The sequence below is a fragment of the Bacillus siamensis genome (genome assembly GCF_051628075.1).
GTDB classification, from domain to species: domain Bacteria; phylum Bacillota; class Bacilli; order Bacillales; family Bacillaceae; genus Bacillus; species Bacillus siamensis.
This window is the reverse complement of record NZ_CP155579.1, coordinates 747,417-771,734: the sequence shown is the minus strand read 5'-3', so window position 1 is coordinate 771,734 and position 24,318 is coordinate 747,417. Positions and strand designations below refer to the sequence as shown.

27 protein-coding genes and 1 pseudogene are annotated in these 24,318 nt (G+C 46.7%); 17 read left to right on the top strand and 11 right to left on the bottom strand.

The window, feature by feature from the left end; all coding sequences use genetic code 11:
* Positions 1-140: 140 nt before the first annotated feature.
* The 3 genes from ABDB98_RS03950 to ABDB98_RS03940 are packed head-to-tail and all read right to left on the bottom strand — an operon-like array spanning position 141 to position 1,805.
* Positions 141-980, bottom strand: coding sequence for a YihY family inner membrane protein (locus ABDB98_RS03950; RefSeq protein ID WP_438421426.1), 840 nt, complete (start codon positions 978-980; stop codon positions 141-143).
* 11 nt (positions 981-991) lie between these two features.
* On the bottom strand, positions 992-1,318 hold the full coding sequence (locus ABDB98_RS03945) for a hypothetical protein (RefSeq protein ID WP_438421425.1): 327 nt from the start codon (positions 1,316-1,318) through the stop codon (positions 992-994).
* A gap of 13 nt (positions 1,319-1,331) precedes the next feature.
* Positions 1,332-1,805 carry a low molecular weight protein-tyrosine-phosphatase gene (locus tag ABDB98_RS03940; RefSeq protein WP_438421424.1) on the bottom strand — a complete coding sequence of 158 codons (474 nt, stop codon included), beginning with the start codon at positions 1,803-1,805 and terminating at the stop codon, positions 1,332-1,334.
* Between the two features lie 156 nt (positions 1,806-1,961).
* Between ABDB98_RS03940 and ABDB98_RS03935 the strand changes: the two genes are divergently transcribed.
* The 5 genes from ABDB98_RS03935 to ABDB98_RS03915 all read left to right on the top strand — a co-directional run bounded on the left by ABDB98_RS03935 (position 1,962) and on the right by ABDB98_RS03915 (position 6,592).
* Positions 1,962-2,177: a DUF1128 domain-containing protein gene (locus ABDB98_RS03935; RefSeq protein ID WP_003155571.1), complete on the top strand. Its 216-nt coding sequence runs from the start codon at positions 1,962-1,964 to the stop codon at positions 2,175-2,177.
* Positions 2,178-2,491: 314 nt separating this feature from the next.
* Complete coding sequence (locus tag ABDB98_RS03930) at positions 2,492-3,685, top strand: MFS transporter (RefSeq protein WP_438421423.1); 1,194 nt, start codon at positions 2,492-2,494, stop codon at positions 3,683-3,685.
* 27 nt (positions 3,686-3,712) lie between these two features.
* Entirely contained in the window at positions 3,713-4,474 is a 762-nt protein-coding gene (aroD, locus tag ABDB98_RS03925; protein WP_438421422.1) for a type I 3-dehydroquinate dehydratase, read from the top strand.
* Between the two features lie 64 nt (positions 4,475-4,538).
* A complete protein-coding gene (locus ABDB98_RS03920; protein ID WP_438421421.1) occupies positions 4,539-5,423 on the top strand; it encodes a shikimate dehydrogenase in 885 nt (294 codons plus the stop codon).
* Between the two features lie 137 nt (positions 5,424-5,560).
* On the top strand, positions 5,561-6,592 hold the full coding sequence (locus ABDB98_RS03915; RefSeq protein ID WP_438421420.1) for a LacI family DNA-binding transcriptional regulator: 1,032 nt from the start codon (positions 5,561-5,563) through the stop codon (positions 6,590-6,592).
* Positions 6,593-6,612: 20 nt separating this feature from the next.
* On the opposite strand, the gene ABDB98_RS03910 is transcribed toward ABDB98_RS03915, so the two are convergent.
* Positions 6,613-7,128, bottom strand: coding sequence for a type 1 glutamine amidotransferase domain-containing protein (locus ABDB98_RS03910; protein WP_003155578.1), 516 nt, complete (start codon positions 7,126-7,128; stop codon positions 6,613-6,615).
* 220 nt (positions 7,129-7,348) lie between these two features.
* Here ABDB98_RS03910 and ABDB98_RS03905 point away from each other — a divergent pair, with 220 nt between their 5' ends.
* The 3 genes from ABDB98_RS03905 (at position 7,349) to ABDB98_RS03895 (ending at position 13,713) form a co-directional block, all read left to right on the top strand.
* Entirely contained in the window at positions 7,349-11,635 is a 4,287-nt protein-coding gene (locus ABDB98_RS03905) for a multifunctional 2',3'-cyclic-nucleotide 2'-phosphodiesterase/3'-nucleotidase/5'-nucleotidase (RefSeq protein ID WP_438421419.1), read from the top strand.
* A 180-nt stretch (positions 11,636-11,815) separates the two neighbouring features.
* Complete coding sequence (locus ABDB98_RS03900) at positions 11,816-12,955, top strand: YibE/F family protein (RefSeq protein WP_438421418.1); 1,140 nt, start codon at positions 11,816-11,818, stop codon at positions 12,953-12,955.
* Entirely contained in the window at positions 12,952-13,713 is a 762-nt protein-coding gene (locus ABDB98_RS03895) for a YibE/F family protein (RefSeq protein WP_060963337.1), read from the top strand. Before ABDB98_RS03900 ends, ABDB98_RS03895 begins: the two co-directional genes overlap by 4 nt.
* 39 nt (positions 13,714-13,752) lie before the next feature.
* Here the strand turns inward: ABDB98_RS03895 and ABDB98_RS03890 are convergent, their stop codons facing one another.
* Entirely contained in the window at positions 13,753-14,418 is a 666-nt protein-coding gene (locus tag ABDB98_RS03890; protein WP_016936776.1) for an NAD(P)H-dependent oxidoreductase, read from the bottom strand.
* A gap of 133 nt (positions 14,419-14,551) precedes the next feature.
* Positions 14,552-14,680: pseudogene (locus ABDB98_RS03885) on the bottom strand (trehalose operon repressor); the annotation flags it as partial.
* 70 nt (positions 14,681-14,750) lie between these two features.
* Here ABDB98_RS03885 and ABDB98_RS03880 point away from each other — a divergent pair.
* Genes ABDB98_RS03880 through ABDB98_RS03870 form a run of 3 tightly spaced genes read left to right on the top strand, consistent with a single transcriptional unit; the run spans position 14,751 to position 15,715 of the window.
* A complete protein-coding gene (locus tag ABDB98_RS03880) occupies positions 14,751-15,011 on the top strand; it encodes a spore germination protein (RefSeq protein WP_007408496.1) in 261 nt (86 codons plus the stop codon).
* A gap of 14 nt (positions 15,012-15,025) precedes the next feature.
* Complete coding sequence (locus ABDB98_RS03875; protein WP_003155595.1) at positions 15,026-15,268, top strand: spore germination protein; 243 nt, start codon at positions 15,026-15,028, stop codon at positions 15,266-15,268.
* Positions 15,269-15,283: 15 nt separating this feature from the next.
* Positions 15,284-15,715 carry an Hsp20/alpha crystallin family protein gene (locus ABDB98_RS03870; protein WP_016936777.1) on the top strand — a complete coding sequence of 144 codons (432 nt, stop codon included), beginning with the start codon at positions 15,284-15,286 and terminating at the stop codon, positions 15,713-15,715.
* Between the two features lie 9 nt (positions 15,716-15,724).
* Here the strand turns inward: ABDB98_RS03870 and ABDB98_RS03865 are convergent, their stop codons facing one another.
* Positions 15,725-16,102 (bottom strand): DUF1992 domain-containing protein, encoded by a 378-nt coding sequence (locus ABDB98_RS03865; protein ID WP_016936778.1) that lies wholly within the window; start codon positions 16,100-16,102, stop codon positions 15,725-15,727.
* 247 nt (positions 16,103-16,349) lie between these two features.
* Between ABDB98_RS03865 and ABDB98_RS03860 the strand changes: the two genes are divergently transcribed.
* On the top strand, positions 16,350-18,287 hold the full coding sequence (locus tag ABDB98_RS03860) for an LTA synthase family protein (protein ID WP_438421417.1): 1,938 nt from the start codon (positions 16,350-16,352) through the stop codon (positions 18,285-18,287).
* A 41-nt stretch (positions 18,288-18,328) separates the two neighbouring features.
* Here ABDB98_RS03860 and ABDB98_RS03855 read toward each other — a convergent pair whose 3' ends face one another.
* Together ABDB98_RS03855 and nagE are read right to left on the bottom strand one after the other, a co-directional pair.
* Entirely contained in the window at positions 18,329-18,772 is a 444-nt protein-coding gene (locus ABDB98_RS03855; RefSeq protein ID WP_007408492.1) for a YfmQ family protein, read from the bottom strand.
* A gap of 128 nt (positions 18,773-18,900) precedes the next feature.
* The gene (gene nagE, locus ABDB98_RS03850; protein WP_060963339.1) at positions 18,901-20,277 is read right to left on the bottom strand and encodes an N-acetylglucosamine-specific PTS transporter subunit IIBC; all 1,377 of its coding nucleotides are present in this window, start codon (positions 20,275-20,277) and stop codon (positions 18,901-18,903) included.
* A 165-nt stretch (positions 20,278-20,442) separates the two neighbouring features.
* Here nagE and map point away from each other — a divergent pair, with 165 nt between their 5' ends.
* The 4 genes from map (at position 20,443) to ABDB98_RS03830 (ending at position 22,111) form a co-directional block, all read left to right on the top strand.
* Positions 20,443-21,192, top strand: a complete 750-nt coding sequence (gene map / locus ABDB98_RS03845) for a type I methionyl aminopeptidase (RefSeq protein WP_438421416.1) — start codon at positions 20,443-20,445, stop codon at positions 21,190-21,192.
* A 56-nt stretch (positions 21,193-21,248) separates the two neighbouring features.
* Positions 21,249-21,560 (top strand): DUF3243 domain-containing protein, encoded by a 312-nt coding sequence (locus ABDB98_RS03840; protein WP_003155607.1) that lies wholly within the window; start codon positions 21,249-21,251, stop codon positions 21,558-21,560.
* An 81-nt stretch (positions 21,561-21,641) separates the two neighbouring features.
* A complete protein-coding gene (locus ABDB98_RS03835) occupies positions 21,642-21,797 on the top strand; it encodes a hypothetical protein (RefSeq protein ID WP_003155608.1) in 156 nt (51 codons plus the stop codon).
* A gap of 179 nt (positions 21,798-21,976) precedes the next feature.
* The gene (locus tag ABDB98_RS03830) at positions 21,977-22,111 is read left to right on the top strand and encodes a YflJ family protein (RefSeq protein WP_003155609.1); all 135 of its coding nucleotides are present in this window, start codon (positions 21,977-21,979) and stop codon (positions 22,109-22,111) included.
* 40 nt (positions 22,112-22,151) lie between these two features.
* On the opposite strand, the gene ABDB98_RS03825 is transcribed toward ABDB98_RS03830, so the two are convergent.
* Positions 22,152-22,811 carry an MOSC domain-containing protein gene (locus tag ABDB98_RS03825; protein WP_438421415.1) on the bottom strand — a complete coding sequence of 220 codons (660 nt, stop codon included), beginning with the start codon at positions 22,809-22,811 and terminating at the stop codon, positions 22,152-22,154.
* 67 nt (positions 22,812-22,878) lie between these two features.
* Between ABDB98_RS03825 and ABDB98_RS03820 the strand changes: the two genes are divergently transcribed.
* Entirely contained in the window at positions 22,879-23,151 is a 273-nt protein-coding gene (locus ABDB98_RS03820) for an acylphosphatase (RefSeq protein ID WP_016936784.1), read from the top strand.
* Here the strand turns inward: ABDB98_RS03820 and ABDB98_RS03815 are convergent.
* The gene (locus ABDB98_RS03815) at positions 23,145-24,236 is read right to left on the bottom strand and encodes a nitric oxide synthase oxygenase (protein ID WP_438421414.1); all 1,092 of its coding nucleotides are present in this window, start codon (positions 24,234-24,236) and stop codon (positions 23,145-23,147) included. The two genes, ABDB98_RS03820 and ABDB98_RS03815, sit on opposite strands and share 7 nt — an antisense overlap.
* Positions 24,237-24,318 lie beyond the last annotated feature (82 nt).

Genomic DNA, 24,318 nt, shown 5'->3' with positions numbered 1-24,318 from the left:
GTTCTGCCCGTTGGCGCTTCCGCTTGTTTTATTCTTCGGGCCGTTTTTTGAGTTTTGTTTATTATGGCTTCCGCCTTTTTTCGTATGCTTGGTCATAGCCGATTCCCCTCCGTTTTTCAGCTTGAACGTCATCCGTTCCTCTATAGCTTGCTCCCGCGGTACGGATTTTCATCAGGAAGCTTTTTACGTTTATGTAAAAGCGCGTTGATTTCTCCTCCTAAAATCAGCAGAGTTCCCGTAAGGTAAAACCAGATCATAAGGACGATAATTCCCCCGATGCTCCCGTATGTGGCGCTGTAGTTGGCAAAGGTGCCGACGTAAAATGAGAACAGCATACTGACGATAATCCAGCCGGCTGCCGCAAATACGGCTCCCGGCAGCACAAAACGGAGGGAAAGCCTTTTATTCGGCGCGAAAATGTAAAGCGCGGTAAAGACGATTAAAAGGATAAGCGGACTGATACCCCAGCGGACAACCGACCACACCTGCAAAAACAAGCCGGGGGCGCCGATGACATCTGCGGCCAGCAGTCCGATTTCTCTGCCGAATACCGGCAGAAGCAGTGCGATTAAAATCGTAACCACCATCGCGATGGTTAAAAAAATTGAGGTCAGGCGAATGATGATAAATGAGCGGTTTTCCTCGACTTCGTAGGCATGGTTAAATGCTCTGACAATTGCGTTCATACCGTTGGAAGCCGACCAGATGACGGCGATAATCCCGAATGACAAAAGTCCGCCGCTGCGTTTGTTCAGCGTTTGCTCCGTAATGGATTTCACCATAGACATTGCGCTGTCGGGCGCGTATTGATCGACTGCGCCGAGCACGTCTTCTGCCGATATGGGAAGATAGGCGGTGAGCGTCAGCATGAAAATTATTAACGGAAACAATGACAGAAGAAAAAAATACGCCAGCTCCGCCGATTTACTTTGTCCTTCATGCAGAGAAAATCTTGCAAACAGCTCCTTTATAAAACTCATGACATCCCACCTCAATGATCGTTTTTCGAAAAATGCTCCTTCGTCTCTTTTAACAGGTCAATGACCTGCGGCGTCGTCTGCTTCAGCCTGGTGATCTGCCCGTTTAAAAAACTCAGATCGTCCGATACGGTATTGGCGATGCTTTTTACTTGGTCCAGTTTTGCAGAAGCCTCCTGTTTCAAGGCTTCGGGATTATTCCGGTAAAATGCCGCACGCCGCCTGCACGCGTCCATGTTCCGGAAACATGCCTCTCTTGTCGGCTTATGTAATAAAGAAAGTGCTCCGCCGGCGGCAGCGCCGATCAGAATCGCTTTTGTCATGATGCGTGTCTGCTTCATCGGTCAATCCCCCTTATAAATGATGGTCTTTCTTTATTGTTTCCAGCAAATGACGGCACCCGGACTCGATCAGAGCGTACACTTCGCTGAAATTCCCGGTATAATACGGATCGGGCACGTCCGCAAGATCCGACTCCGGTACATAATCAAGCAGCCTTGCGATACGCGGCACCGCTTTTTTATAGCCGGCCATGCTGCGCAGATGCCCAATATTTTCAGCATCCATCGCAATGACGTAATCAAAATCGGTCAGATCAGACTCACGGACCTGTCTCGCCGTAATGCCGCTTGCGCTGATCCCTTTCTCTTTAAGGATCTTCTCCGTTCCCTCATGCGGCGGATTTCCCGCATGCCAGGCGCCGATTCCCGCTGAATCAATGTTAATCTGCCCGTTCAGCCCGTTTTTCTTCACCATATCAGAAAATACCGCCTCTGCCATAGGCGAACGGCAAATATTTCCCAGACAGACAAACAGCACATGTATCATATCGATAACCCTCCCTATTCTTTCCCCCCATTTTGAGGATCAAAAACCTTATCATCATCTTAGCAATTTTTCTGCGGCTGTGGAAATAAGCTTTTATTCTAAATGAATTCTGTTAGAATAAAGGGTACGAAAACGGTCATGAAAGGATGCATGAATTTGCCGAGCCAACAAACAGAAACGTTAAACAAAATGATTGAAGACATTTCGCAGAAGCTCAACATGCTCAATGTCGGCGTCATCAGAGCGGAAGATTTCAGTGATGAAAAAATAGAAGATCTTACATACCTTCATCAAATGGTCATGAAAAAAGCATCATTCAGCCCGAGTGAAATGCAGGCCATTGCTGAGGAACTCGCCTCTCTCAGAAAATAAACCCGTGTCAGCCCCGCCAAAAAACGGCGGGGCTTTTTTGATTTAAAAAAGTAAAAAATAAAAGTTCATCGGTTTGACACATATAAAAAGAAGGGGTATAGTAACTGCGAACTTTGGCAGAACGAAATATGCGGTCTTCTAATTTATTTTTTAGTATAACGATATACTTACTGTCTTATCAACGTTAATCAAGTATACCTGCAGCCGTTTTATCAAACCAGTTTTTTAAAGAAAGGCAGTGGTTCAATAAAGGGGAATGGTTCTGTGCGTTCATCAATAATTTAACTTTAATAACCGCATTAGGGGATGTCATCATGAAAAACATATACACCAAAATGGCAGCGGGTCTTTATATCAACTATTTCCTGCTGGGCATGATCAATATTATGATCGCATCGAATATGGAAGCATTATCAAAACAGCTTCATACATCAGCAGCCGGAGTCAGCTATTTGGTCTCCGCCATCGGCATCGGGAAGCTGATCTCGCTTCTTTTTGCCGGAAAGCTCTCAGATACATTCGGGAGACGGCCGTTTATCGTGGCGGGCGCATTTCTGTATCTGATTTTCTTAATCGGAATTCCGCTTTCGACAAACTATACGGAAGCGTTTATCTTCGCTATTTTCGCAGGGATCGCCAATTCATTTTTGGATTCCGGCACATATCCGGCGCTTATTGAAGGATTTCCGAAAAACGCAAGCTCTGCAACCGTGTTAATTAAAGCGTTTGTATCCATCGGCGCGACGGTGCTTCCGTTTTTTATCGTATTTATTGCGGACAGGCATTTGTTTTACGGATGGACGTTTTTCGTGCCCGGCATCATTTTCTTCCTGAACGGCTTTTTCCTGTTGAAAGTTCCGTTTCCGAATCATAAACAAAAAGATGATGGCGGCCGGGCGGATGCCTCTCCGTCTGATGACACGTTCAGATCACAGCCGTCGATATGGCGCGAAGGCCTTGCGATTATTTTGTTAGGCTTTTCATCAACAGCGCTGTTTATGCTCGTTCAAGTATGGCTTCCTAAGTTCGGTCAATCCGTTTTGGGCATGCCCGAAGTGCAAGCCGTCAAATTGTTGAGCTATTACAGCATCGGGGCGCTTGTGTCCGTGTTATTGCTGGCTGTGCTGTTAAACAGAGTGATTCAGCCGATTACGGTAATGGTGCTGTACCCGGTGATCGCGGCAATCGCGCTGCTAGCTCTGATTTTCATTCAGCAGCCGGCCGTATCGGTCATCAGTTCCTTCGTCATCGGACTTTCAACTGCGGGCATTCTGCAATTGGCGATGACGGTTATGGCTGTTTTATTCCCTAAAAATAAAGGAGCCATCACATCTTTTGTTAATATAGCATCAAGCTTATCTTTTATTGTCATTCCGCTTATTACGGGAGCGATATCCAAAACGGCCGGCCTGACCCCTGTTTTTCTGCTTGATATCGGAATTGCGGCTGTCAGCGCCCTCCTCGCATTGTTTATCGGTATCCGTTTTAAGCAATTGATGAAAGCCTGACTATTTTTTAAAGGGAGAGAACCTATCATGCAATCTATTACAATCAGAAACACGGTCATCGGCGAAGGACTTCCGAAGATCATTGTGCCGCTGATGGCAGGCGGAGAGAAAGAGCTCCTTGAAGAAATTGAAGCCGTCAACAGGCTTAACCCGGATATCATTGAGTGGCGGGCGGATGTATATGAACACGTTGAGAGCCCGGACGCCGTAAAAGGCATGCTTGAAAAGGTGCGGAAAGCCGCAGGCGCAACACCGCTGCTTTTTACATTCAGAACCCATAGAGAAGGCGGAAATAAAGTTATTGACGTCCGCCTTTACATTGAATTGCTTAAAACCGTAATCGAAACAAGACACATTGACCTTGTAGATGTTGAATTGTTTACGGGAGAAGCTGAAGTCAAATCAATTGTGAAATCTGCTGAAGACAACGGCGTATATGTCGTCATGTCCAATCATGATTTTCATCAGACACCGAAAAAAGAAGAAATCATCTCCCGGCTGCGGAAAATGCAGGCGTACGGCGCGCACATCCCGAAAATCGCGGTGATGCCGCAAAACACTGAAGATGTTTTCGTCTTATTGGATGCCACACATACGATGAAAACACAATACGCAGACCGGCCGATCATCACGATGTCAATGGCGGGAACGGGCCTGATCAGCCGGCTGGCCGGGGAAGTCTTCGGCTCGGCGTGTACGTTCGGCGCGGGCAAAGAAGCATCTGCGCCCGGACAGATTCCCGTTGCTGAATTGCGAAGTGTACTCAGCATTTTAAATAAAAATATGTAACCAGCGTTTTTCTTCCCTCAAGCGGAATGAAAAACAGACGAATGGACTAACGGAGGAATACATCATGAAGAAAGATTTAGGACGGATTAACGGAAAAACGCAGCTTATCGGATTATTCGCGACGCCGATCGGACACTCTTTATCTCCGGCGATGCACAACCTGGCGTTTAAAAAATTAGGGCTGAACTACGCTTACCTCGCATTTGAAGTCGGCCATGAACAGCTTGAAGATGTGGTGACGGGAATGCGCGCCTTAAACGTCAGGGGCTTCAATGTCTCGATGCCGAACAAGATGAACATTCTCCCTTACCTCGATGAACTCGCGGATTCAGCGAAATTCACCGGCGCGGTGAATACAGTGGTGAATGAGAACGGAAAATTGATCGGACACTCCACTGACGGTATGGGATACGTCCGCAACCTAAAAGAACACGGCATCGACATCACAGGCAAAAAAATGACGCTGGTCGGTTCCGGCGGAGCCGCTACTCCGATTGCGATTCAATCCGCATTGGAAGGCCTCGGCGAAATCTCAATTTTCGCCCGCAATGACGCGTTTTTTGAAAAAGCGGAAGAGAATGTCCGCATCATCAATGAAGAAATGAAGGGCTCTTCTTGTAAAGCGAATCTTTTCCCGCTCGAAGATCAAGATGCGCTGCGTGCTGAAATCGCTTCTAGCGATATTTTCACAAACGGAACGGGTGTCGGCATGAAACCGCTTGAAGGCTTGAGCGTCATTGAAGACACATCCATGCTCCGTCCGGATTTGATTGTGACAGACGTCGTTTACACCCCCGTTACGTCGAAATTGCTTGAACAGGCTCAAGCGGCCGGCTGCAAAACCATTAACGGCCTCGGCATGATGCTTTGGCAGGGCGCCAAGGCGTTTGAATATTGGACAGGCCGTGAAATGCCGGTTCAGTATATTAAAGAGCAGATGTTTGAATAATCTATTGTGATAGAAAGCGCCGAAGGACAATCCGTCTTCCGGCGCTTTATCTTTTTCTCCCCCTCTCTCTTTCTTCTCACGCGCCAAAACGCTTATAATGGAGGTAACGAATAATAACCAAGTGAGGAATGCGACGTATGAAACAGCAAAAAAAACGCCGGGTGACATTGCAGCAGGTCGCTGAGCATGCCGGCGTCTCAACATCCACCGCCTCATTAATCGTCCGCAATAATCCGCGTATTTCCGAAGCGACCCGTGAGAAAGTGCTGCAATCCATGCGGGAGCTTGGGTACGTATATGATCGGGTCGCCGCGAATTTACGATCACAGACGTCCACAACGGTAGGATTGATTATCACTGACATTTCCAATACGTTTTTCTCAGAGTTTCTGATCGGCGTGCAGAATACACTCGAGGAAGTCGGATTAACAGTGCTCTTAGGCACGACATTTGATTCCGTCGCCAAACAGGAGCAGCTGATCTCGACCATGCTGGAACACAGGGTCGGCGGATTGATTTTATGCCCGGTTTCAGGCGCGGCCGAGGAAACCCTTTCCCGCCTTGAGCAGCTTGATATTCCGGTCGTGCTCGCCGTCAGGGAGATTGCCGATGCGGACTGTGATTTTGTCGGAGCTGACTATGAGGAAGGCACCTATAAGGCAGTGCGCCATCTCATTGAAAAAGGGCATCAGGAGATTGCGTTTCTGGGCGGTGTGAAGCACTCATCAACATGGACGAAACGGATGAAAGGGTTTAAAAAAGCGCTCCGTGAAGCGGATCTTGAAGTGAAAAGTGAATTTGTGATTGACAGCGCGCCGACCCGCGAGGCAGGCTATGAAGCTGTGATGAAGCTGCTCCGCCGGCCTGAGCGCCCGGCCGCGATTTTCTGCTTCAGTGATTTGGTCGCGTTCGGCGTCATGCAAGGGATCAGAAAAGCAGGACTCATCCCGGGCGAAGATATTGATATTGTCGGCTTTGACAACGTGCCGGAAGCTGAAATTTCTTATCCCCCGCTTACAACCGTTGCTTCTTTTCCGCGGCAGTCGGGAAAAGAAGCGGCTCAATTGCTGCATCATAAAATCGCCAATTCCCAGCACAAAAAACAGCGCATTATTCTGGCGCCCGAGCTGGTCATTCGTGAATCTTCACAAAAAAAGCGGAACGCCTGATACGGCGCTCCGCTTTTATATTATGCAAGCAGTTTTAATGATTCGCGGTTGAATGCCGGAATGTCATCTGGTGTGCGGCTTGTGACCAGCTGGTTCTGGCAGACGACGACTTCTTCATCCACCACATTTGCGCCCGCGTTTTCCATGTCAATACGGATGGATGTAAACCCTGTCGCTTTGCGCCCGTCCAATGCTTTCGCGTTGATGAGAAGCTGAGGGCCGTGGCAGATGGCGAAAACCGGTTTTTTATCATCCATAAATGCTTTGGCAAATTGGACGAAACGGTCATCCGCACGCAGCATGTCAGGTGAGAATCCGCCCGGGATCAGCAATGCGTCAAAGTCTTTCGGATTCACATCATCGATGGACGCATCCACTTTCACTTCCGCTTCCCCTTGTTTGCCTTTGACTGTTTTTCCTTTTTCCTGTTCGATCACTGTTAATTCATGACCCGCATCTTTAAAAGCTTTCGCAGGTTCTGTATACTCGACGTCCTCAAAATAATCCGTTAATACAACTGCAATTTTTTTACCCATAGTTACTACCTCCTGCTTGATGAAGTCTACATAAATCCATGTACCCCAGCCACACTAACATCAAACATAAAAGACGCATTTGCCGCCCATTCGTTTTACATAGGTCATTATCCTCATTTTTCTTCTTTTTACAAGAATCATCATGAAATCTATATAAACTTTCACAAAATATTCTTACAATGGTACTGCATGACAAAATTTGTTGAAAGGTGGAGAACAGGTGAGAATACAGAAATGCAGCGTCAATAGGACACTCCGTATTCTGCTGCCCCTAGTTATGATACTTAGTCTAATCCTCCCAATAACACCCATTAAAGCAGAAGAAAACAAATCCTCCAGTGTGAATCTCAGCATTTTAGCGACAACTGACGTTCACGCCAATATGATGGACTACGATTACTACAGCGACAAACCGACAACGGAATTCGGGCTGGCCCGAACGGCTCAGCTCATTGCGAAGCACAGAAGCGAAAATCCGAATACGCTGCTTGTCGATAACGGAGACCTGATTCAAGGGAATCCCCTCGGTGAATACGCAGTAAAATATCAGAAAAACGATATCATTTCAGGCGCAAAGACCCATCCGATCATTGAAGTGATGAATAGTCTGCACTATGACGCAGGAACACTCGGCAATCATGAATTTAATTACGGGCTGGATTTTCTGGACGGGACGATGAAAGGCGCTGATTATCCGATCGTTAACGCCAATGTGAAAACATTGAGCGGTGAAAACCGTTATACGCCTTATGTCATAAAAGATAAAACCGTCACGGATGAAAACGGCGGAAAACACCAGCTGAAAGTCGGCTACATCGGCTTTGTCCCTCCCCAAATCATGACGTGGGATAAAAAAAATCTTGAAGGACGCGTTCAAGTCGAGGACATTGTGGAATCCGCGAAGAAAACCGTTCCGAAAATGAAAGCTGAAGGTGCCGATATCGTCATCGCCCTCGCCCACAGCGGCATCGAAAAAAAAGCACAGTCCTCCCGTGCGGAAAATGCCGTTTTTGATCTGGCAACGAAAGTCAGCGGAATTGACGCGATCGTATCGGGCCATCAGCACGGTCTGTTCCCCGATGCCGAATACAAAGGCGCTGATCAATTCGACGTCGATAAAGGCACGATTAACGGCATCCCCGTTGTCATGTCAAGCAGCTGGGGCAAATATGCGGGCGTCATCGACCTCCGGCTTGCAAAAACAGACGGCGCATGGCATGTGGAAGATGGAAAAGGCAGGATCGAGCCGATTGCCGGCAATGTGACTTCGGAAAACGAAACCGTCGTCAATACCGTCAAAAAAGCGCATGAAAGCACACTGCAATACATCAGAGAACCCGTCGGCCAGACAAAAGCCGATATCAACAGTTTTTTTGCCCAAGTCAAAGATGATCCGTCCATTCAAATCGTGACGGATGCGCAAAAATGGTACGCCGAAAATAAGATGAAGGATACGGAATATAAAGATCTGCCAATCCTCTCGGCGGGCGCTCCGTTTAAAGCCGGCGGGCGGAACGGTTCAAACTACTATACAAACATTTCCGCAGGTGACCTCGCCATCAAAAATATCGGCGATTTATACCTGTATGACAACACGGTTCAGATCGTCAAGCTGAACGGCAGCGAAGTGAAAGACTGGCTTGAAATGTCCGCAGGGCAATTTAATCAGATCAATCAGGCAAAAGGCGGCAGCCAAGCGCTTTTAAATGACGCCTACCGCTCATACAATTTTGATGTCATTGACGGCGTCACCTATCAGGTCGATGTCACTAAACCGGCGAAATACAACGAAAACGGAACAGTCATTCATCCCGATGCAAGCCGGATCGTCAACCTTTCTTATCAAGGAAAACCCGTCAGCGCCAAGCAGGAATTTCTGATTGTCACAAATAATTACCGCGCTTCAGGAGGCGGAGGATTTCCTCACTTAAGCAATGATAAAATCGTATACTCATCAGCCGATGAAAACAGGCAGGTCTTAATGGATTACATCATCCAGCAGAAAACAATTAATCCGCAGGCTGATCATAACTGGTCCATCCTTCCGGTCAAAGGGACGAACCTGACATTTGAATCCTCCTTGGCCGCAAAGCCGTTTGCCGACCGCGCAGATGACGTCGCCTATATCGGAGAATCACAAAACGCCGGCTACGGACAGTACAAGCTCCAGTTCAAAGATGATGAACCGGGCACAGATCCGCCGAAAGATGACGCATGGAAGCTCACCGTTATGCATACAAACGACACGCACGCGCACCTTGATAACGCGGCGAGGCGAATGACGAAAATCAAAGAAATCAGAAGCGAAACCGACCGCAGCATTCTGCTTGATGCGGGAGACGTTTTCTCAGGCGATCTTTATTTTACGAAGTGGCAGGGGCTGGCTGATTTAAAATTGATGAACAGCATGGGCTACGACGCAATGACCTTCGGAAATCATGAATTTGATAAAGGCCCGGGTGCTCTCGCCAGCTTCCTGAGCGGGAACGGAAGCGCGGCTGACCCGTCGGGAAAATACAATTTCCAAGCGCCTGACTTCCCGCTCGTCAGCTCAAATGTCGATGTGTCCAAAGAGTCAAAACTCAGACCATTCATGAAAAAAGCAGACACCTTTACGGCAGGGAAAAAGAAAAAAGCAGGCATCTATCCATACATTCTGCTTGATGTAAACGGAGAAAAAGTTGCCGTATTCGGCTTAACGACGGAAGATACGTCCGTCACATCAAGCCCGGGTAAAAGCATTGTCTTTAATGATGCCTTCCAATCCGCACAAGGTACGGTAAAAGAAATACAGAACAAGGAACATGTCAATAAAATTATCGCCCTGACCCATATCGGGCATCAGCGTGATCTCGATCTCGCCAAAAAAGTAAAAGGCATTGACTTAATCGTCGGCGGACATACGCATACGCTTGTAGATAAAATGGAAATTGTCAAAAACGAAGAGCCGACCATCGTCGCCCAGGCAAAAGAATACGGCGAATATTTAGGCCGGGTGGATGTCGTATTTGACAAAAACGGGGTCGTCCTGCCGGAACAATCCTCACTTCAAGCGCTGCCGGTGAATGAGCAGACGAAAGAAGACCCTGATCTGAAAAAAGAGCTTGATCCGTTTAAAAAAGAGCTCATCTCCGTTAAAAATGAAAAAGTCGGCTCCACGAAAGTTGCGCTTGACGGCCGGCGCGAGCATGTCCGCTCCAAAGAAACCAATCTCGGAAACTTCATCGCGGACGGCATGCTGCAAAAAGCGAAGGAAGCCGCCGGCGCCCAGATTGCGATCACAAACGGGGGCGGCATCCGCGCAGGCATTGATAAAGGAGACATCACACTCGGCGATGTGCTGAATGTGATGCCGTTCGGCAACACGCTTTACGTCGCGGATTTAACCGGAAAACAGATCAAACAAGCCTTGGAACAAGGGTTGAGCGGAATTGAGGCTCAAGGCGGCGCCTTCCCTCAAGTTGCCGGTTTCACATACACGTTTACACTGAATAAAAAGCCGGGACATCGCGTTCTTGAAGCTGCGGCCGTGCAGGATGACGGCAGCTTAAAGCCGATTTCCGATAAGAAAACATACAGAGTCGCCACCAGTGACTTTGTCGGAGAAGGCGGAGACGGATATTCCGTCTTTAACGAAGCGTCCCGTAAAGAAGACCTTGGCTTTGTCGACTATGAGGTCTTCATCGAGCAGCTTGAAAAAGCGGGAAAAGCAGTTGAGCCGAAAGTTGACGGGCGCGCACAAGAAGTGTACCTGCCGACGAAACAAAAAAACGGCTCGTGGACGCTTGAAGATGACAGCGCATTTGCCGCCTATGCCAAAAACGCCAACACACCGATCGTGTATTACGATAAAAATGACGGCGTCAAAAAGCCGATTGACCTCAGCGTAACCAAAAAACAGATCGGCCTGTTAAAGGACAGAACACTTGATTCTTCCCTTACGATTCTGCATAACAAGTTCAGCATGAAAATGCCGATGACAAACGTGACTGCCGCTGATACACGATTCAGCGTGTCCCCGAAAGAAAAAGTAAGCGGGGCGCTTTCAAACGTATACGACTTTACAATGAAGCAGAAAAACAAAGACATCAAAACATTCAAAGCGCCTGTAAAGCTTACCATGCGCATTGAGAATACGAAGAAGGCGAAACAGCCGGGCATTTATCACATAGACCGGAAAAAGAACGCCTATACAAAAACAGACAACGGATCGGTTTCACACGATCTCGTCACGGGCTATACCAATCATTTCAGTGAATACGCCATATTAAACGCAAACACGAAGAGCGCGCCGCCGACAAGCGGAGATCACGGCGCCGGAAAACAGCCAAACGGACAAAACCCTTCATCCGGCCAAGCGCAGGACGGAGTATCGCCGGGCGGCCTGCTTCCTGATACAGCCACAGCGATGTATTCCATCCTCCTTGCCGGGTTTCTCATCAGCGCGCTCGGAACGGCACTGTATCTGTATCAAAGAAGAAAAGCAAAAAAAGTGAATGAAGCATAAAAAGGCCGCTTTTCTCGGCCGGTTCATCCCAAAAGCTCTCCTGATCTGATGTCAGGGGAGCTTTTCCCGTCCGCCTTCTGAATCGACAGCGGTACGGCCGAATGATAAAATATGAGCGTTATTTATGCAGCTGCTGCATAGCTTGACACTTCACGGCGGGGCCTGTTTGGAGGACTTTTTTTGAAAATAACAAAAAACAAACGCAACTGCATGACTTACAAAATAAAGCTGTTTTACGTGATAACAGCGCTTTGCTGTATCAGCTCGCTCATTTTCGTCAATTACAACGCTTCTTTTTATGAGCGCCCGATTGCCAAAGTGACGAAAACAACATTGGAACACCAGTCTGATGTGCAGGACATGCACAAAAACAAAGATAAGATTTTCAATCAGACGATTACAGCCAAACTTGAAAACGGCAGTCAAAAAGGAAAGCTCATTCATTTGTCCAATCAGTATTCCTCATCCGGAGCGAATGATCAAAAGTATCAGCCCGGCGATGAAGTATTCGTGTCAATTGATAAAGGGAAAACATCAAGTAAGGATATATCCGGAAGCATTATAGATAAAAAACGGGATAAACAGCTTTTGCTGATCGCTTGGATTTTCATATTCACCTTACTGATCGTCGGCAAAAAACAAGGCTTCTTTTCGATCATCAGCCTGATGTTTAACGCTGTTTTATTGTCTTATGCATTAGATTTGTACCGAAAGCACCCGAATATCGGGCTGATTTTCATCTGCGGTATCTGTATTCTCATCTTTACTGTCATTTCATTGCTGCTTGTCAGCGGTTTTCATGCGAAAACATATGCCGCCATAGCCGCGACGCTCGCAGGCACTTTTGTCTCCCTGCTCATTACGTATTTGGTGATGGCGGCAACCGGAGAAAAAGGGCTCAGATATGAAGAAATGCAGTATTTAACCCGCCCTTATCACACGGTGTTCATGGCCGGGGTATTTATCGGATCACTGGGAGCGGTCATGGATGTGGCCATTACCATGACGTCATCTGTCTTTGGATTATATGAAGAAAACAAGAGTATCTCATTACAAGCACTCAAACGTTCCGGAATGGAGATCGGTAAAGACATCATGGGGGCGATGACCAACATTCTGTTTTTTGCCTATATCAGCGGCTCTATACCGATGATGCTTTTGTATTTGAAAAATGATTCCCCGATAGGATTCACTCTTTCTATGAACATTTCCTTGGAAATAGCCAGAGCATTGGCCGGGGGAATCGGAATTGTATTAACCATCCCCGCCAGTCTGTATGCTTCTGTCTTTTTTATTAAACGAAAGAAGGCAAGCTCATGAATGTCATCGTAATTCTTGCGGCGATTTTATTTCTATTGATGGTTCTCATCGGCGGTAAAAAGGGAGCGAGGTCTTTTATTGCGCTATTTTTAAATTTCGGCGTTCTCTTTCTCACCATCATTTTAATGACAGACCCGCATATCAATCCGATTGTTTTAACATTGCTCTCTTCCGCCGCGATTTGCAGCATTACACTTTTTTATATTAACGGGGGTAACGTCAAAACCGTAACCGCCTTTATTGCTGCCATGCTGACGATCGTATTAATGCTGTTTTTTATTCTGGCCGTCACGAAACAGACTTCGATTCAAGGGTTTGGTGAAGAAGAACTGGGTGATATCGGCATATTCACACTTTTTGTCGGGGTGGATTTTGTGAAGGTTACCGCGGCTATGATCATTATGGGCACGATAGGGGCCATTACCGATGTCGCGATCTCCATTACATCACCCATGAGAGAGATTTACAGCTATAATCCGTCCATGAGCCGAAAAGATCTGTACAAATTCGGTTTAAGCATCGGAAGAGATATTTTAGGAACGAATACAAATACGCTATTCTTTGCTTTTTTCGGCAGCTATTTGGCTTTAATTATCTGGTTTAAAGACTTATCATACTCTGCTGAAAAAATAGTGAACTCAAAAGTCTTCAGCGCGGAAGCCGTCACCATTCTTTGCGCCGGCGTCGGGATCGGCATCATCATTCCCGTTACGTCCTGGATCACCGCCTGTTTTTTAGCGAAACAGACGAAACGTTAAAAGCTGCCGGGAAACTCCCGGCAGCTTTTTTTATTGATCTTATACCCACTTTACAACGTCTTTTGCGGCAGATCTTGTTTTCGGACGCGGTTCTCTGACACGGTAACCGAATGCGGCCATGACAGAGATGTCGAAACTTCCATTTTCCAGAAGTCCTTCTTCTTCAAGAATCCGGTGGATTTCTTTGTAGTTGAAGCCTTCTACAGGGCAGGAGTCGATTCCGATCTGCGCCGCGGCTGTCATCATATTGCCAAGGGCGATGTATGTCTGTTTTGAAGCCCAGTCAAACAGCGCGCGATCTGATTCAAGCAGATTGAAATCATTTTTCTGGAAATCTTCTGTTTTGCTGATATAGCCTTCATACATATCTTCCGGCATTTTTTTGACTTCCTTCAAGTGGTTTTTGACATAATCGGCGTCAAAACGGATATCCTTTGCCGTCCGGGCAAGCAGAAGTACGAAGTGGCTTGCAGTCGGCAGCTGCTTTTGCGCGCCCCATGTGAACTCGCGGAGTTTTTCACGAAGCTCCGGGTTTTGAACGACGACAAATTTCCAAGGCTCCAAACCGAGTGAGCTTGGGGACAGTCTTCCCGTTTCTAAAATGAATTCAAAATCGCTTTCTGAAATTTTTTTCTCAGGATCAAATTCCTTTGTGGCGTGTCTGAATTGATACGCTTCGATGATCTGCTGTTTTTTATCTGACATTCATGATCTCTCCTTTTTATCTCGTTATGTACTATTGTAGCCATTATTTTTGAAAGTACCAGTACGCACATTTTTGTTGGATAGTATTCATTTTGATACTGACAAAAAAACGGGCTGCCGCGGCAGTCCGTTTTTATTTTTCTCTTCTCGCAAAGCCGACGAAACGGAATGTATCGAGCCTGTGCCGGCTTTCTGTGTACTGAAAGAGGCTGGTGCCCTCCAAAAAGATACGGTTTTTCACGACCGCCATATGGCTGAATCCGGGCGGAATTCACAACAGGAGCGCAAAAAGCATACAGTACTGTACAACTAAGTTAAAGAGGTGTGAAGAGATGCCATCCACTGTTATCAACCTGTACTATCTGAAGATTAACAGTATTTCTGGCAACGGATCTATTACGATTGGGGAAGCGGCATACAACAGTCCCACCACAAACAACAAATCACAAGGACTGAACTCTTCATTCGGCGATACGTCACCTATAGAATCGATGATGGAGAACTTGTTAAATGATCCTGATGTAAACGACCAGACAGCCATCGGAACCGCAGATACCGCAAATATTACGCCGGTGCCGCCCATTATAGATTAAAGGGGTTTTTATGAATGCCTTACCAAATTAACGTCGTCAATATAAAAGTAAACGGAGCCACCCAAAACGGAAACGTCGATATCGGTCAGACCGTACAAAACAGCCACACCGCCAACAGCAAATTTGTCGGCGCGAACTTTTCTTTAGGAGACTTTTCACCGGCCGCCGGATGTTTGAATTCGGGCCATCTTGACCCTGATGTGAGCGACCAGGATCAGATCGCCAACCCGTCAATGCCGATCGCAAATCAAATATAAGGGGGGTTTGCTGAAGTGGATATCGAAAAAATGAGAAAGTGGCTTGAGATTACGAACGAGCACAAGCCCAGCGACTTTTGGACCAATGTCCTGAAACGGAAATCTCCCGAAGAGTTTTTCTCCTTACAAAAAAACACCCTGGTTTATGATATCTATCAGGATGAACAGCACACATTTGTCATTGTGGAAATGCCCGGCGTTTACGAAGAAGAATTGACATTGAGGCTGGTGTCAAGAACGCGGCTGCATATAAAAGGAAATATCACGCCCCTTTTTCCAAAGGACATGGGGATCTGCCAAAATCGGTATTACGGAGAAATTGATGAGACGATTGAACTTCCTGAACCGGCTGAGCCCCATCTGCTGCAGGCGCAGTGCATGAACGGCCTGCTACACATTTCCTATCCGCGCCTTATGGAATACATTCCTTTTCAGCAGAAAATATAAGGAACCGGTTTACGGACGGTTCAGGCGTCTGTACACTTTCTCCTTATAATGAGAAGATGCGGGTTCTGAGAACATGTCTCTCTCCTCCGTCAGCTTGTCGAGTCTGACTTGTTTTTCCGTCCGTTTGTTCCGCAGGTGATCCAGCTCCGTTTCATTGCGGCACTTGGCGATCAAATAATCGAGCGTCATCAGCTCTTTCTTCAGCGCGCCCTCATCCTCGGCGATCCCGGCATTTTTCAACATGCGGTAGCCCATTCTGAGCGACTCCGGAAGATGTGCGGCATCGTCTTTCGGCAGGGGCTTTCCCATGCCTTTGATGCCGGCGAATTCTCCATCCTTAATGGCGCGCTTGATTTTATCTTCAGCCACGATATGGGCAATATCCATCACTTGTTACCTCCTTTTTTCAATTAAACCGGATCATATCCATACAAAAATCCATATCCCATTTTGTTCCATTCGAATTTTTCATAGCCGGCATTCAACAGATAAACTGCCGTTGCGACAGTGTTTTTCGCCCTTTTTCCGATGAGCCTTTTCCACCTTTTCTATTTGCTGGTTTCATGGTATATTGATTACGTTCGTTTTTTCTATCGTTCCGTGTAAACCGTGATCGGAAAAAAGGAGTGTAACAATGAAAACATTTATAAAAGAAAGAGGACTTGCCTTCTTCTTGATAGCGGTCGTGTTATTGTGGGTGAAAACATATGCTGCTTATATTTTAAACTTTAACCTCGGCATAGACAACACGATCCAGAAAATATTGCTTTTTGTGAATCCGCTGAGCTCCGGCCTGTTCTTTCTTGGATTTGGACTTCTTTTCAAGAAAAAATTACAGCAGACAGCCATTATTGTGATTCATTTTTTATTGTCTTTTTTGCTTTATGCAAACATCGTCTATTATAGATTCTTTAATGATTTCATTACCATCCCGGTCATGATGCAGGCAAAAACAAACGGCGGCCAGCTCGGAGACAGCGCGTTCTCATTAATGAGATGGACAGACGTCTTCTACTTCCTGGATACCGTCATTTTGATTATTTTGGCCTTTAAGATGAAAAAACCGGCTGAAAAACCGGCGAAGAAATCATTCAGAATCGTTTTGGCTTCCGCCGTGCTTGTGTTCCTGATCAACCTCGCCGTAGCGGAAACCGACCGTCCTGAGCTTTTGACACGCTCATTTGACCGTAACTATCTGGTGAAATACTTGGGCACGTACAACTTTACGATTTACGATGCCGTGCAGAATGTGAAGTCAAACAGCCAGCGCGCGCTTGCCGATTCAAGCGATGTAACGGATGTGGAAAACTATATGAAGGCCAATTATGACGTGCCGAACAACGTCTACTTCGGTAAAGCCGAAGGAAAAAACGTCATCTACGTCTCATTAGAGTCTCTGCAGTCCTTCATCATTGATTACAAAATTAACGGCAAGGAAGTGACGCCGTTTTTAAACAAACTGGCGCATGACAATCAAACATTCTACTTTGATAACTTTTTCCACCAAACGGGACAAGGTAAAACATCAGATGCGGAATTTATGATGGAGAACTCTCTGTACCCGCTCTCGCAAGGTTCAGTTTTCGTCAATAAAGCGCAAAACACGCTGCAGTCCGTTCCTGCGATTTTAAAAGGCAAAAACTACACGTCTGCCGCTTTCCACGGAAATACGCAGACGTTCTGGAACCGTAACGAAATGTACAAAGCGGAAGGCATCGATAAGTTTTTCGATTCTGCTTATTATGACATGAGCGAAGAGAATACGAAAAACTACGGCATGAAAGACAAACCGTATTTCAAAGAATCCATGCCGCTCTTAAAGAGCCTGCCGCAGCCGTTCTATACGAAGTTCATTACGCTGTCAAACCACTTCCCGTTCGGGATGGATAAAGAAGACACAGACTTCCCGGCAGGAGACTTTGGCGATTCGGTCGTCAATAACTACTTCCAGTCCGCGAACTATCTGGATGAATCAATCGAACAGTTCTTTCATGACCTGAAAAAAGACGGCCTGTATGATAAATCGATTATTGTGATGTACGGAGATCACTACGGCATCTCTGAAAACCATAATAAAGCGATGGCGAAAGTGCTTGGCAAAGATGAGATCAATGAATACGAGAATGCCCAGCTTCAGCGGGTTCCGCTCTTTATCCACGCTCCGGGCGTGAAAGGCGGCCGCAATCATAAATTTGCCGGCGATGTCGATGTCGCGCCGACCGTTCTCCATCTGCTCGGCGTCGATACGAAAGATTATCTCATGTCAGGTTCAGATATCTTATCGAAAGAGCACAGAGAAGTGATTCCGTTCCGTAACGGCGACTTCATCTCACCGAACTACACGAAAGTATCCGGCAAGTATTACGATACGAAAACCGGAAGACTTTTAGATGATTCAGAAGTCGACAAAAAAGAAGACTCACTCGTCAAGACTGAGCTTGAAATGTCTGATAAGATCATCAACGGAGATCTGCTTCGCTTCTATCAGCCGAAAGGCTTCAAGAAAGTGGATCCTTCACAATTCGATTATACAAAGCGTGAAGATTCTTCAGCAGATGATCAAAAAGAATAAACAAAAGCCAGATCATATCAATGATCTGGCTTTTTTATCGTTCAGCTCCCGGCAGCGGCCATAGAGCGCTTTTGCAGGCTGTCGGAAAGAACCGAATAAGCGACGACTTTCTTTTTCTGCTGTTTGACGACATCTACATGATCTTCGTAGCTGTATACAAACACCGTCACATCTTTTTTCCCTTTTCTCGTCTTAATGACAAGCGGGTCGGCTCCGTTCTGCGGATGAAGATACCGTTCTTCATCACCTGGGTATATATAATGCCGTTCGATAAATACGGCCTCGTTAAAATCATCAATCACCCGGCGTTTGTCTTCGCCTTCCAGACGTTTTCCGCCGAGGGATACGGCAGCGGACGCGTCACTGAGCTTCGAATGGGTTTCAAATTTTCGGAGAATCCATTCCACCGCTCCGGTAGGAAGGCATGTCAGCACAATCTTAATCAGGCTTATGACAACAATTGAAACAACTGCAATCCACGTCACCTTACATCATCTCCATACTTGTTCTACATGAATCTTACCACAGGAGGAAACGTTGTTTTTTGTCCATTATGTGAAACTTGATATATGTTCAAAAAAACCCGGATCACATAGATGATCCGGGCTTCGTTCTACTTCTGACCGTCATGGCGGACGGCCTCTCTCAGCTCTTCTGCGACAAACTCGACGTTCGGCCCGATAATGACCTGCGCCGTTTTATTCCCCGTTTTGATAACCCCTTTTGCTCCCGCTTTTTTAAGTGCCGTCTCATTAATGAGGGATGTATCCTGAACGGTCAGTCTGAGGCGGGTCGCACAGTGGTCAATCGTTTCGAGATTTTGTCTGCCGCCGAGCCCCTTGAGCATGGCATGTTCTTCAACCGAACCGGCCGTATCCTCACTAAGAACTTCTTCCTCTTCCTCATCATCTTCCCGTCCCGGCGTCTTCAAGTTTAACGATTTGATGAGCACGTAGAAGACGGCAAAATAGATCACCGCATAACAAAGCCCGACAACGAGCAGCAAAAGCGGTTTTTCCGCAATACCGTAGCTGAGAAGATAATCTATCGCCCCCGCTGAGAACGAAAAGCCTGATCTGATGCCGAGAATATTGACGATAAATAAAGAGAACCCGGTTAATAAAGCATGAACCCCGTACAGAAGCGGTGATAAAAACATAAATGCAAATTCAATCGGTTCTGTAATTCCGGTAATAAATGCCGTCAGCGCAAGACCGATCATCATCCCGGCCGTCGCTTTGCGCTTGCTTGGCTTAGCTGCGGCAATCATTGCCAGACAAGCGGCCGGAAGCCCGAACATCATAATCGGGAAGAACCCCGTCATATAAGTCCCGGCCGTCGGATCCTTCGCAAAGAAGCGGGCCAGATCTCCCGTTTTTCCGTGAAAATCGCCAAATTGGAACCAAAAAATATTATTCAGCACATGATGAAGACCGAATGGAATCAAAAGCCGGTTAAAAATCCCGAAAATTCCGGCACCGATGCCCCCAAGCCCGATCATCCATTCCCCGAATGACGTAATCACCGACTGAATCGGCGGCCACACAAAGCCGAAAATCCCGGCTAAAATAATGGTAATCAGTGCCGTTACAATCGGAACGAGCCTTCGTCCGCTGAAAAATCCGAGATATTCAGGCAGCTTCGTATCCTTAAAGCGATTATACGTGTATCCCGCAATTAACCCCGCGATAATCCCTCCGAAAACGGCCATATTATTTGTCGAATTGATTGATTTTACAGCCGCGTCCAGCATAATATAGGAAATTGCTCCCGACAGAGCGGCGGCCCCATTGCTGTCTTTTGAAATCCCGATCGCGATTCCGATCGCAAAAATCAGCGGCAAATGATCAAATACCGCTGTCCCCGCCGCATAAATGAACGGAATATTTAATAAATCCTCTCTGCCGATGGCCAAAATAATACCCACGGCGGGCAGAACGGCAATCGGAAGCATAAAGGATTTTCCGAGTTTTTGCAAAAATTGAAGCATTTTACCCATCCCCCTTCTTTTTTCTTAAATATATCACATAAGTTATCTAGTGATCTATACCAATTTTCCCTTCATTTATGCACATAAGGCTTGTTGGTTTTCTATTTATAAAGCAGTTGTGGTAAGCTTGAATCAGATGATTAAACATAGAAAGCGGGAATGACAATGATTGTAACGAACGATCAAGAATTAGAAGGTCTTAAAAAAATCGGCGGAATCGTCGCCCTGGCGCGTGAAGAAATGAAGAAAAAGGCAGAGCCCGGCATGAGCACGAAAGATCTTGACCTGATCGGAAAGGCGGTGCTTGACGAACACGGAGCCGCTTCCGCTCCGGAGAAGGAATACGATTTCCCCGGCGTGACATGCATCAGCGTAAATGACGAAGTCGCTCACGGCATTCCGAGCGCCTCTAAAATCCTAAAAGCCGGGGATCTTGTAAATATCGATATTTCGGCGGAGTTCGGCGGTTTTTATTCCGATACGGGAATTTCATTTGTACTCGGAGAAGGCGATGAACGTCTGCAAAAGCTTTGCAACTGTGCACAATCCGCGTTTCAAAAGGGACTGGATCAGGCAAAAGCCGGAAAACGCCAAAACCAGATCGGCAGAGCCGTCTACCATGAAGCCCGCTCCAACGGATTTACCGTCATTAAAACGCTGACGGGCCACGGAATCGGCAGAAACCTCCATGAAGCGCCGAACCACATCATGAATTACTACGATCCGTTTGATAACGCGCTGTTTAAAAACGGCACCGTGATCGCGCTTGAGCCGTTTATTTCCACGAAGGCTGAAACCATTGTTGAAGCGGGAGACGGCTGGACATATAAAACACCGGATAAAAGCCTTGTCGCCCAAGTGGAGCACACCATCGTCATCACAAAAGACAAACCGATTATTTTAACGGCATTGTAATGTTTCATCTCCCTCCCAAACAGGTATACAACAACTAACCCGAAGGAGGGAGACGCATGAAAAAAGATAAAGAAAAAATCAAAATCGAAAACGAAATACACGCCATGCACGGCGTAACGAAACAGCAGATTTTAGAGGATTTCGAGGAATTTAAAGCGTACCTTCACCAGAAAATATCCGCCGGAAAGAAACTAGGCCTGGATGACAGCAAAATCATCAAAAGCGCCGCCATCCTCGGGGACTATCTCGCCAAGCACGAGGAGCCCCGCAATGCGGAAGAAAAACTTTTACAAGAGCTGTGGGATATTGCGGATGACAATGAAAAACAGCATTTGGCCCAGCTTCTCGTCAAACTTGCCGGACACTGATACAGTGCCCGGCTTTTTATGTTTCGTGACAAGAGATGTGCTACACTGGACATATGTCTGTGAAAGGAGCCATTTTTCAACATGTGGTTTATTATCTTCGGGTTTATTTTCTTTATTGAAAGCATCATTCTTACCGTTTACGGGGTGAAGAAAAAGAAGGGGATGCTGATTTATTTCGGCGTCGTATTCGGAATTATGACACTCGGCACGGTGCTGTTAAAATTAACCGGCCATTAAGCATGAAAAGACCGCCCTTTACATATATATGTAAGAAAGCTTTACATCTCTGAATCGAAAGGCTCAGTTTTTGCTTTACCCCTTTTCAGCGTCTTTTTATAGATGTTACAATGCCAAAAGTTTGGCAAAAACTGAAGAAACTCTCCCCTGAGGGAGAACGGAGAAAGGAGTTTTCTGACATGCATTATGGCAGTAAAGGCTGGTATGTAGAAGAATTAAAGAAAAAAGGAATTACCCACTATGAAGGAAGAAAGCTTCAAAGCTTCAAAAAGTATTTCCTTGCCAATCTGCTGGAAACAAAGAAACAAGCATAACGTCAATCAGCCGTGCTGTCAGTGCAGCACGGCTTTTTTTCTATACATTCAAGAGCCGGTCTCTTTTTTTAAGGAAAGACTCCCTCCAGCTTTCTGACAGCGCTTCTTCCCGCAGCACTTCTTCAATGGCCGACAGATTGCCTGAATCACGGTATTTCACTTCATTCGCATACCAGACGGAAATGCTTTCTTTGCCTCGCGACAAACGCTTGAGGACCGGATGCGGATCGACATATCCTTCTTCAAGCACCCTGAAATAAAAGCCGGTAAATCCCGTCTGCTGTACACGAAGCACCATATCTTTGATGCCGTATTTGAGGGCGAGTTTGACGCAGGGCTGGCGCGGCTGGCTTACTTGCACGACGGCTTCGCACAGCTGAAACACGTCTCCGATCCATACGTCCTGTTCGGCCAGCCCTTTGACCGTTACATTCTCTCCGAACGCTGCGGCGGGCAGCTTTCTCGCAAGCGTTGTTTCCCAATATGAATAATGCTCGGCGGGATACACGCACACCGCTTTATCAGCGCCGCCGTGATTCTTCAGATCGGCTTGTCCGTCCCCCGCAAAATGGGTTTTATACAGCATGACGGGAGAATCCGCAGGCTGCTTGACGATGCCGGAATTGATTTGTCTGCCGGCAAATTCGTGAATTGCCGGCATTCCGAGATTGATAGATAAGACAGAATAGTCTTGCGTCATCCCGTTCACATCCTTTGCGAAATATCATATCTTTCCTTTATCATAGTAGGAAAAAGGTGGTTTTTCCATGCTTCAATATCATATGTTTGCAGACGGCCGGGTTCAAGGCGTCGGTTTTCGTTACTTCGTCCAGATGGAAGCAGACAGACATAAGATTACCGGCTGGGTCAAAAACCGCGATGACGGCCGGGTTGAAATCCTTGCCGAAGGCCCTGAAGAGTCGTTAAAACACTTTGCCGAAGCCGTCAGAAAAGGCAGCCCCTTCTCAAATGTAACAGGCGTAACCATCGAAGAATCACGCCATCTGAAAGGGTACCGCACCTTTTCCATCAGTTACTGATAAGGCTTGTCCTGATAAAAATAATTCGGCTTCACAATCGTATTGTCGTATGATTTATGGAAAATGTGGGTGGAAGCCGGCGAGATCGGCGGAATCAGCCAGGTCCAGTCTCCCGTCAGCTTTCTGCCCGCGTCTTGTTCCTGCTCTTCAAAACGCTTAAATTGATTTGCCGCCGTATGATGATCGACAATGCTGACACCGTGTTTTTTGTATGAATAGAGCACTGCCTTATTCAGTTCTACAAGCACCTGATCTTTCCACAGGTCGGTATTCAGGCTGGATGAAACCCCTATGGCTGACGCGATTTTTCTGAGCAGATCATACCGTTTTTCATCAGCGAGATTCCTTGCGCCGATTTCGGTTCCCATATACCAGCCGTTAAAAGGCGCCGCGTTGTACGACAATCCGCCGATTTCAAGCCTCATATCGGCGATAATCGGAACCCCGTACCATTTGATATTCAAATCGGCAAACTCTACTATATCAGGATGGGAGATCGGCACCTCTTTCACGAGAGCCTGAGGCAGGTCGTACCAGACCGGCTGCTCGTCCCCTTTCATCCGGAACAGCAGCGGCAAAATATCAAAATCAGTCCGCTTTCCGCGCCAGCCGAGCTTTTCGCAGACAGCCGTCAGCTCATACGATGCCGGATCGCCGATTCTTCCTTTTTCAGTCTCATATCCCGCATAGCGGATGAGCTGATGATTCCAGATTTCCACCTGTTTCTCCCCATTCTTCTCAGGAGGGAAAATCGTAATTGTCGGTTTAATTTTTCCGCCGTTCGTTGCGATTTCGATATGTTCAAATAAAGCGTCGCGCACCTCTTCTTTCGTATTCACGCCGCGCCGGTCAATGACGTTCAGCGATTGCCAGAACAGACGCCCGATACAGCGGTTGCTGTTGCGCCATGCCATTTTCGCCCCGTGTTCAAGCTCTTCCGCCGTATGGACGTAACTGCCCGTCCGATCTATCTCATCTTTTATCGCGTGAAGACGCGCATTGATTTGCGATTCCATGCCGAGTTCCTGATAGCAGACCTCAATAAAATCCTTCGCCTCATCCCAGAGTAATTCCGTATGTTTCAAAAAACTCTCTCCTTCAATTTACATCTGCTTCCCATTGTATCGTTTTTAAGGGTGAACACAATGGTTTTTTTGTCTCATACTG

Coding starts and splice junctions, on each gene's coding strand:
- ABDB98_RS03950 (WP_438421426.1), bottom strand. CDS start 980: ATGAGTTTTATAAAGGAGCTGTTTGCAAGATTTTCTCTGCATGAAGGA.
- ABDB98_RS03945 (WP_438421425.1), bottom strand. CDS start 1,318: ATGAAGCAGACACGCATCATGACAAAAGCGATTCTGATCGGCGCTGCC.
- ABDB98_RS03940 (WP_438421424.1), bottom strand. CDS start 1,805: ATGATACATGTGCTGTTTGTCTGTCTGGGAAATATTTGCCGTTCGCCT.
- ABDB98_RS03930 (WP_438421423.1), top strand. CDS start 2,492: ATGAAAAACATATACACCAAAATGGCAGCGGGTCTTTATATCAACTAT.
- aroD (WP_438421422.1), top strand. CDS start 3,713: ATGCAATCTATTACAATCAGAAACACGGTCATCGGCGAAGGACTTCCG.
- ABDB98_RS03920 (WP_438421421.1), top strand. CDS start 4,539: ATGAAGAAAGATTTAGGACGGATTAACGGAAAAACGCAGCTTATCGGA.
- ABDB98_RS03915 (WP_438421420.1), top strand. CDS start 5,561: ATGAAACAGCAAAAAAAACGCCGGGTGACATTGCAGCAGGTCGCTGAG.
- ABDB98_RS03910 (WP_003155578.1), bottom strand. CDS start 7,128: ATGGGTAAAAAAATTGCAGTTGTATTAACGGATTATTTTGAGGACGTC.
- ABDB98_RS03895 (WP_060963337.1), top strand. CDS start 12,952: ATGAATGTCATCGTAATTCTTGCGGCGATTTTATTTCTATTGATGGTT.
- ABDB98_RS03890 (WP_016936776.1), bottom strand. CDS start 14,418: ATGTCAGATAAAAAACAGCAGATCATCGAAGCGTATCAATTCAGACAC.
- ABDB98_RS03880 (WP_007408496.1), top strand. CDS start 14,751: ATGCCATCCACTGTTATCAACCTGTACTATCTGAAGATTAACAGTATT.
- ABDB98_RS03875 (WP_003155595.1), top strand. CDS start 15,026: ATGCCTTACCAAATTAACGTCGTCAATATAAAAGTAAACGGAGCCACC.
- ABDB98_RS03865 (WP_016936778.1), bottom strand. CDS start 16,102: ATGGATATTGCCCATATCGTGGCTGAAGATAAAATCAAGCGCGCCATT.
- ABDB98_RS03860 (WP_438421417.1), top strand. CDS start 16,350: ATGAAAACATTTATAAAAGAAAGAGGACTTGCCTTCTTCTTGATAGCG.
- nagE (WP_060963339.1), bottom strand. CDS start 20,277: ATGCTTCAATTTTTGCAAAAACTCGGAAAATCCTTTATGCTTCCGATT.
- map (WP_438421416.1), top strand. CDS start 20,443: ATGATTGTAACGAACGATCAAGAATTAGAAGGTCTTAAAAAAATCGGC.
- ABDB98_RS03840 (WP_003155607.1), top strand. CDS start 21,249: ATGAAAAAAGATAAAGAAAAAATCAAAATCGAAAACGAAATACACGCC.
- ABDB98_RS03835 (WP_003155608.1), top strand. CDS start 21,642: ATGTGGTTTATTATCTTCGGGTTTATTTTCTTTATTGAAAGCATCATT.
- ABDB98_RS03830 (WP_003155609.1), top strand. CDS start 21,977: ATGCATTATGGCAGTAAAGGCTGGTATGTAGAAGAATTAAAGAAAAAA.
- ABDB98_RS03825 (WP_438421415.1), bottom strand. CDS start 22,811: ATGACGCAAGACTATTCTGTCTTATCTATCAATCTCGGAATGCCGGCA.
- ABDB98_RS03820 (WP_016936784.1), top strand. CDS start 22,879: ATGCTTCAATATCATATGTTTGCAGACGGCCGGGTTCAAGGCGTCGGT.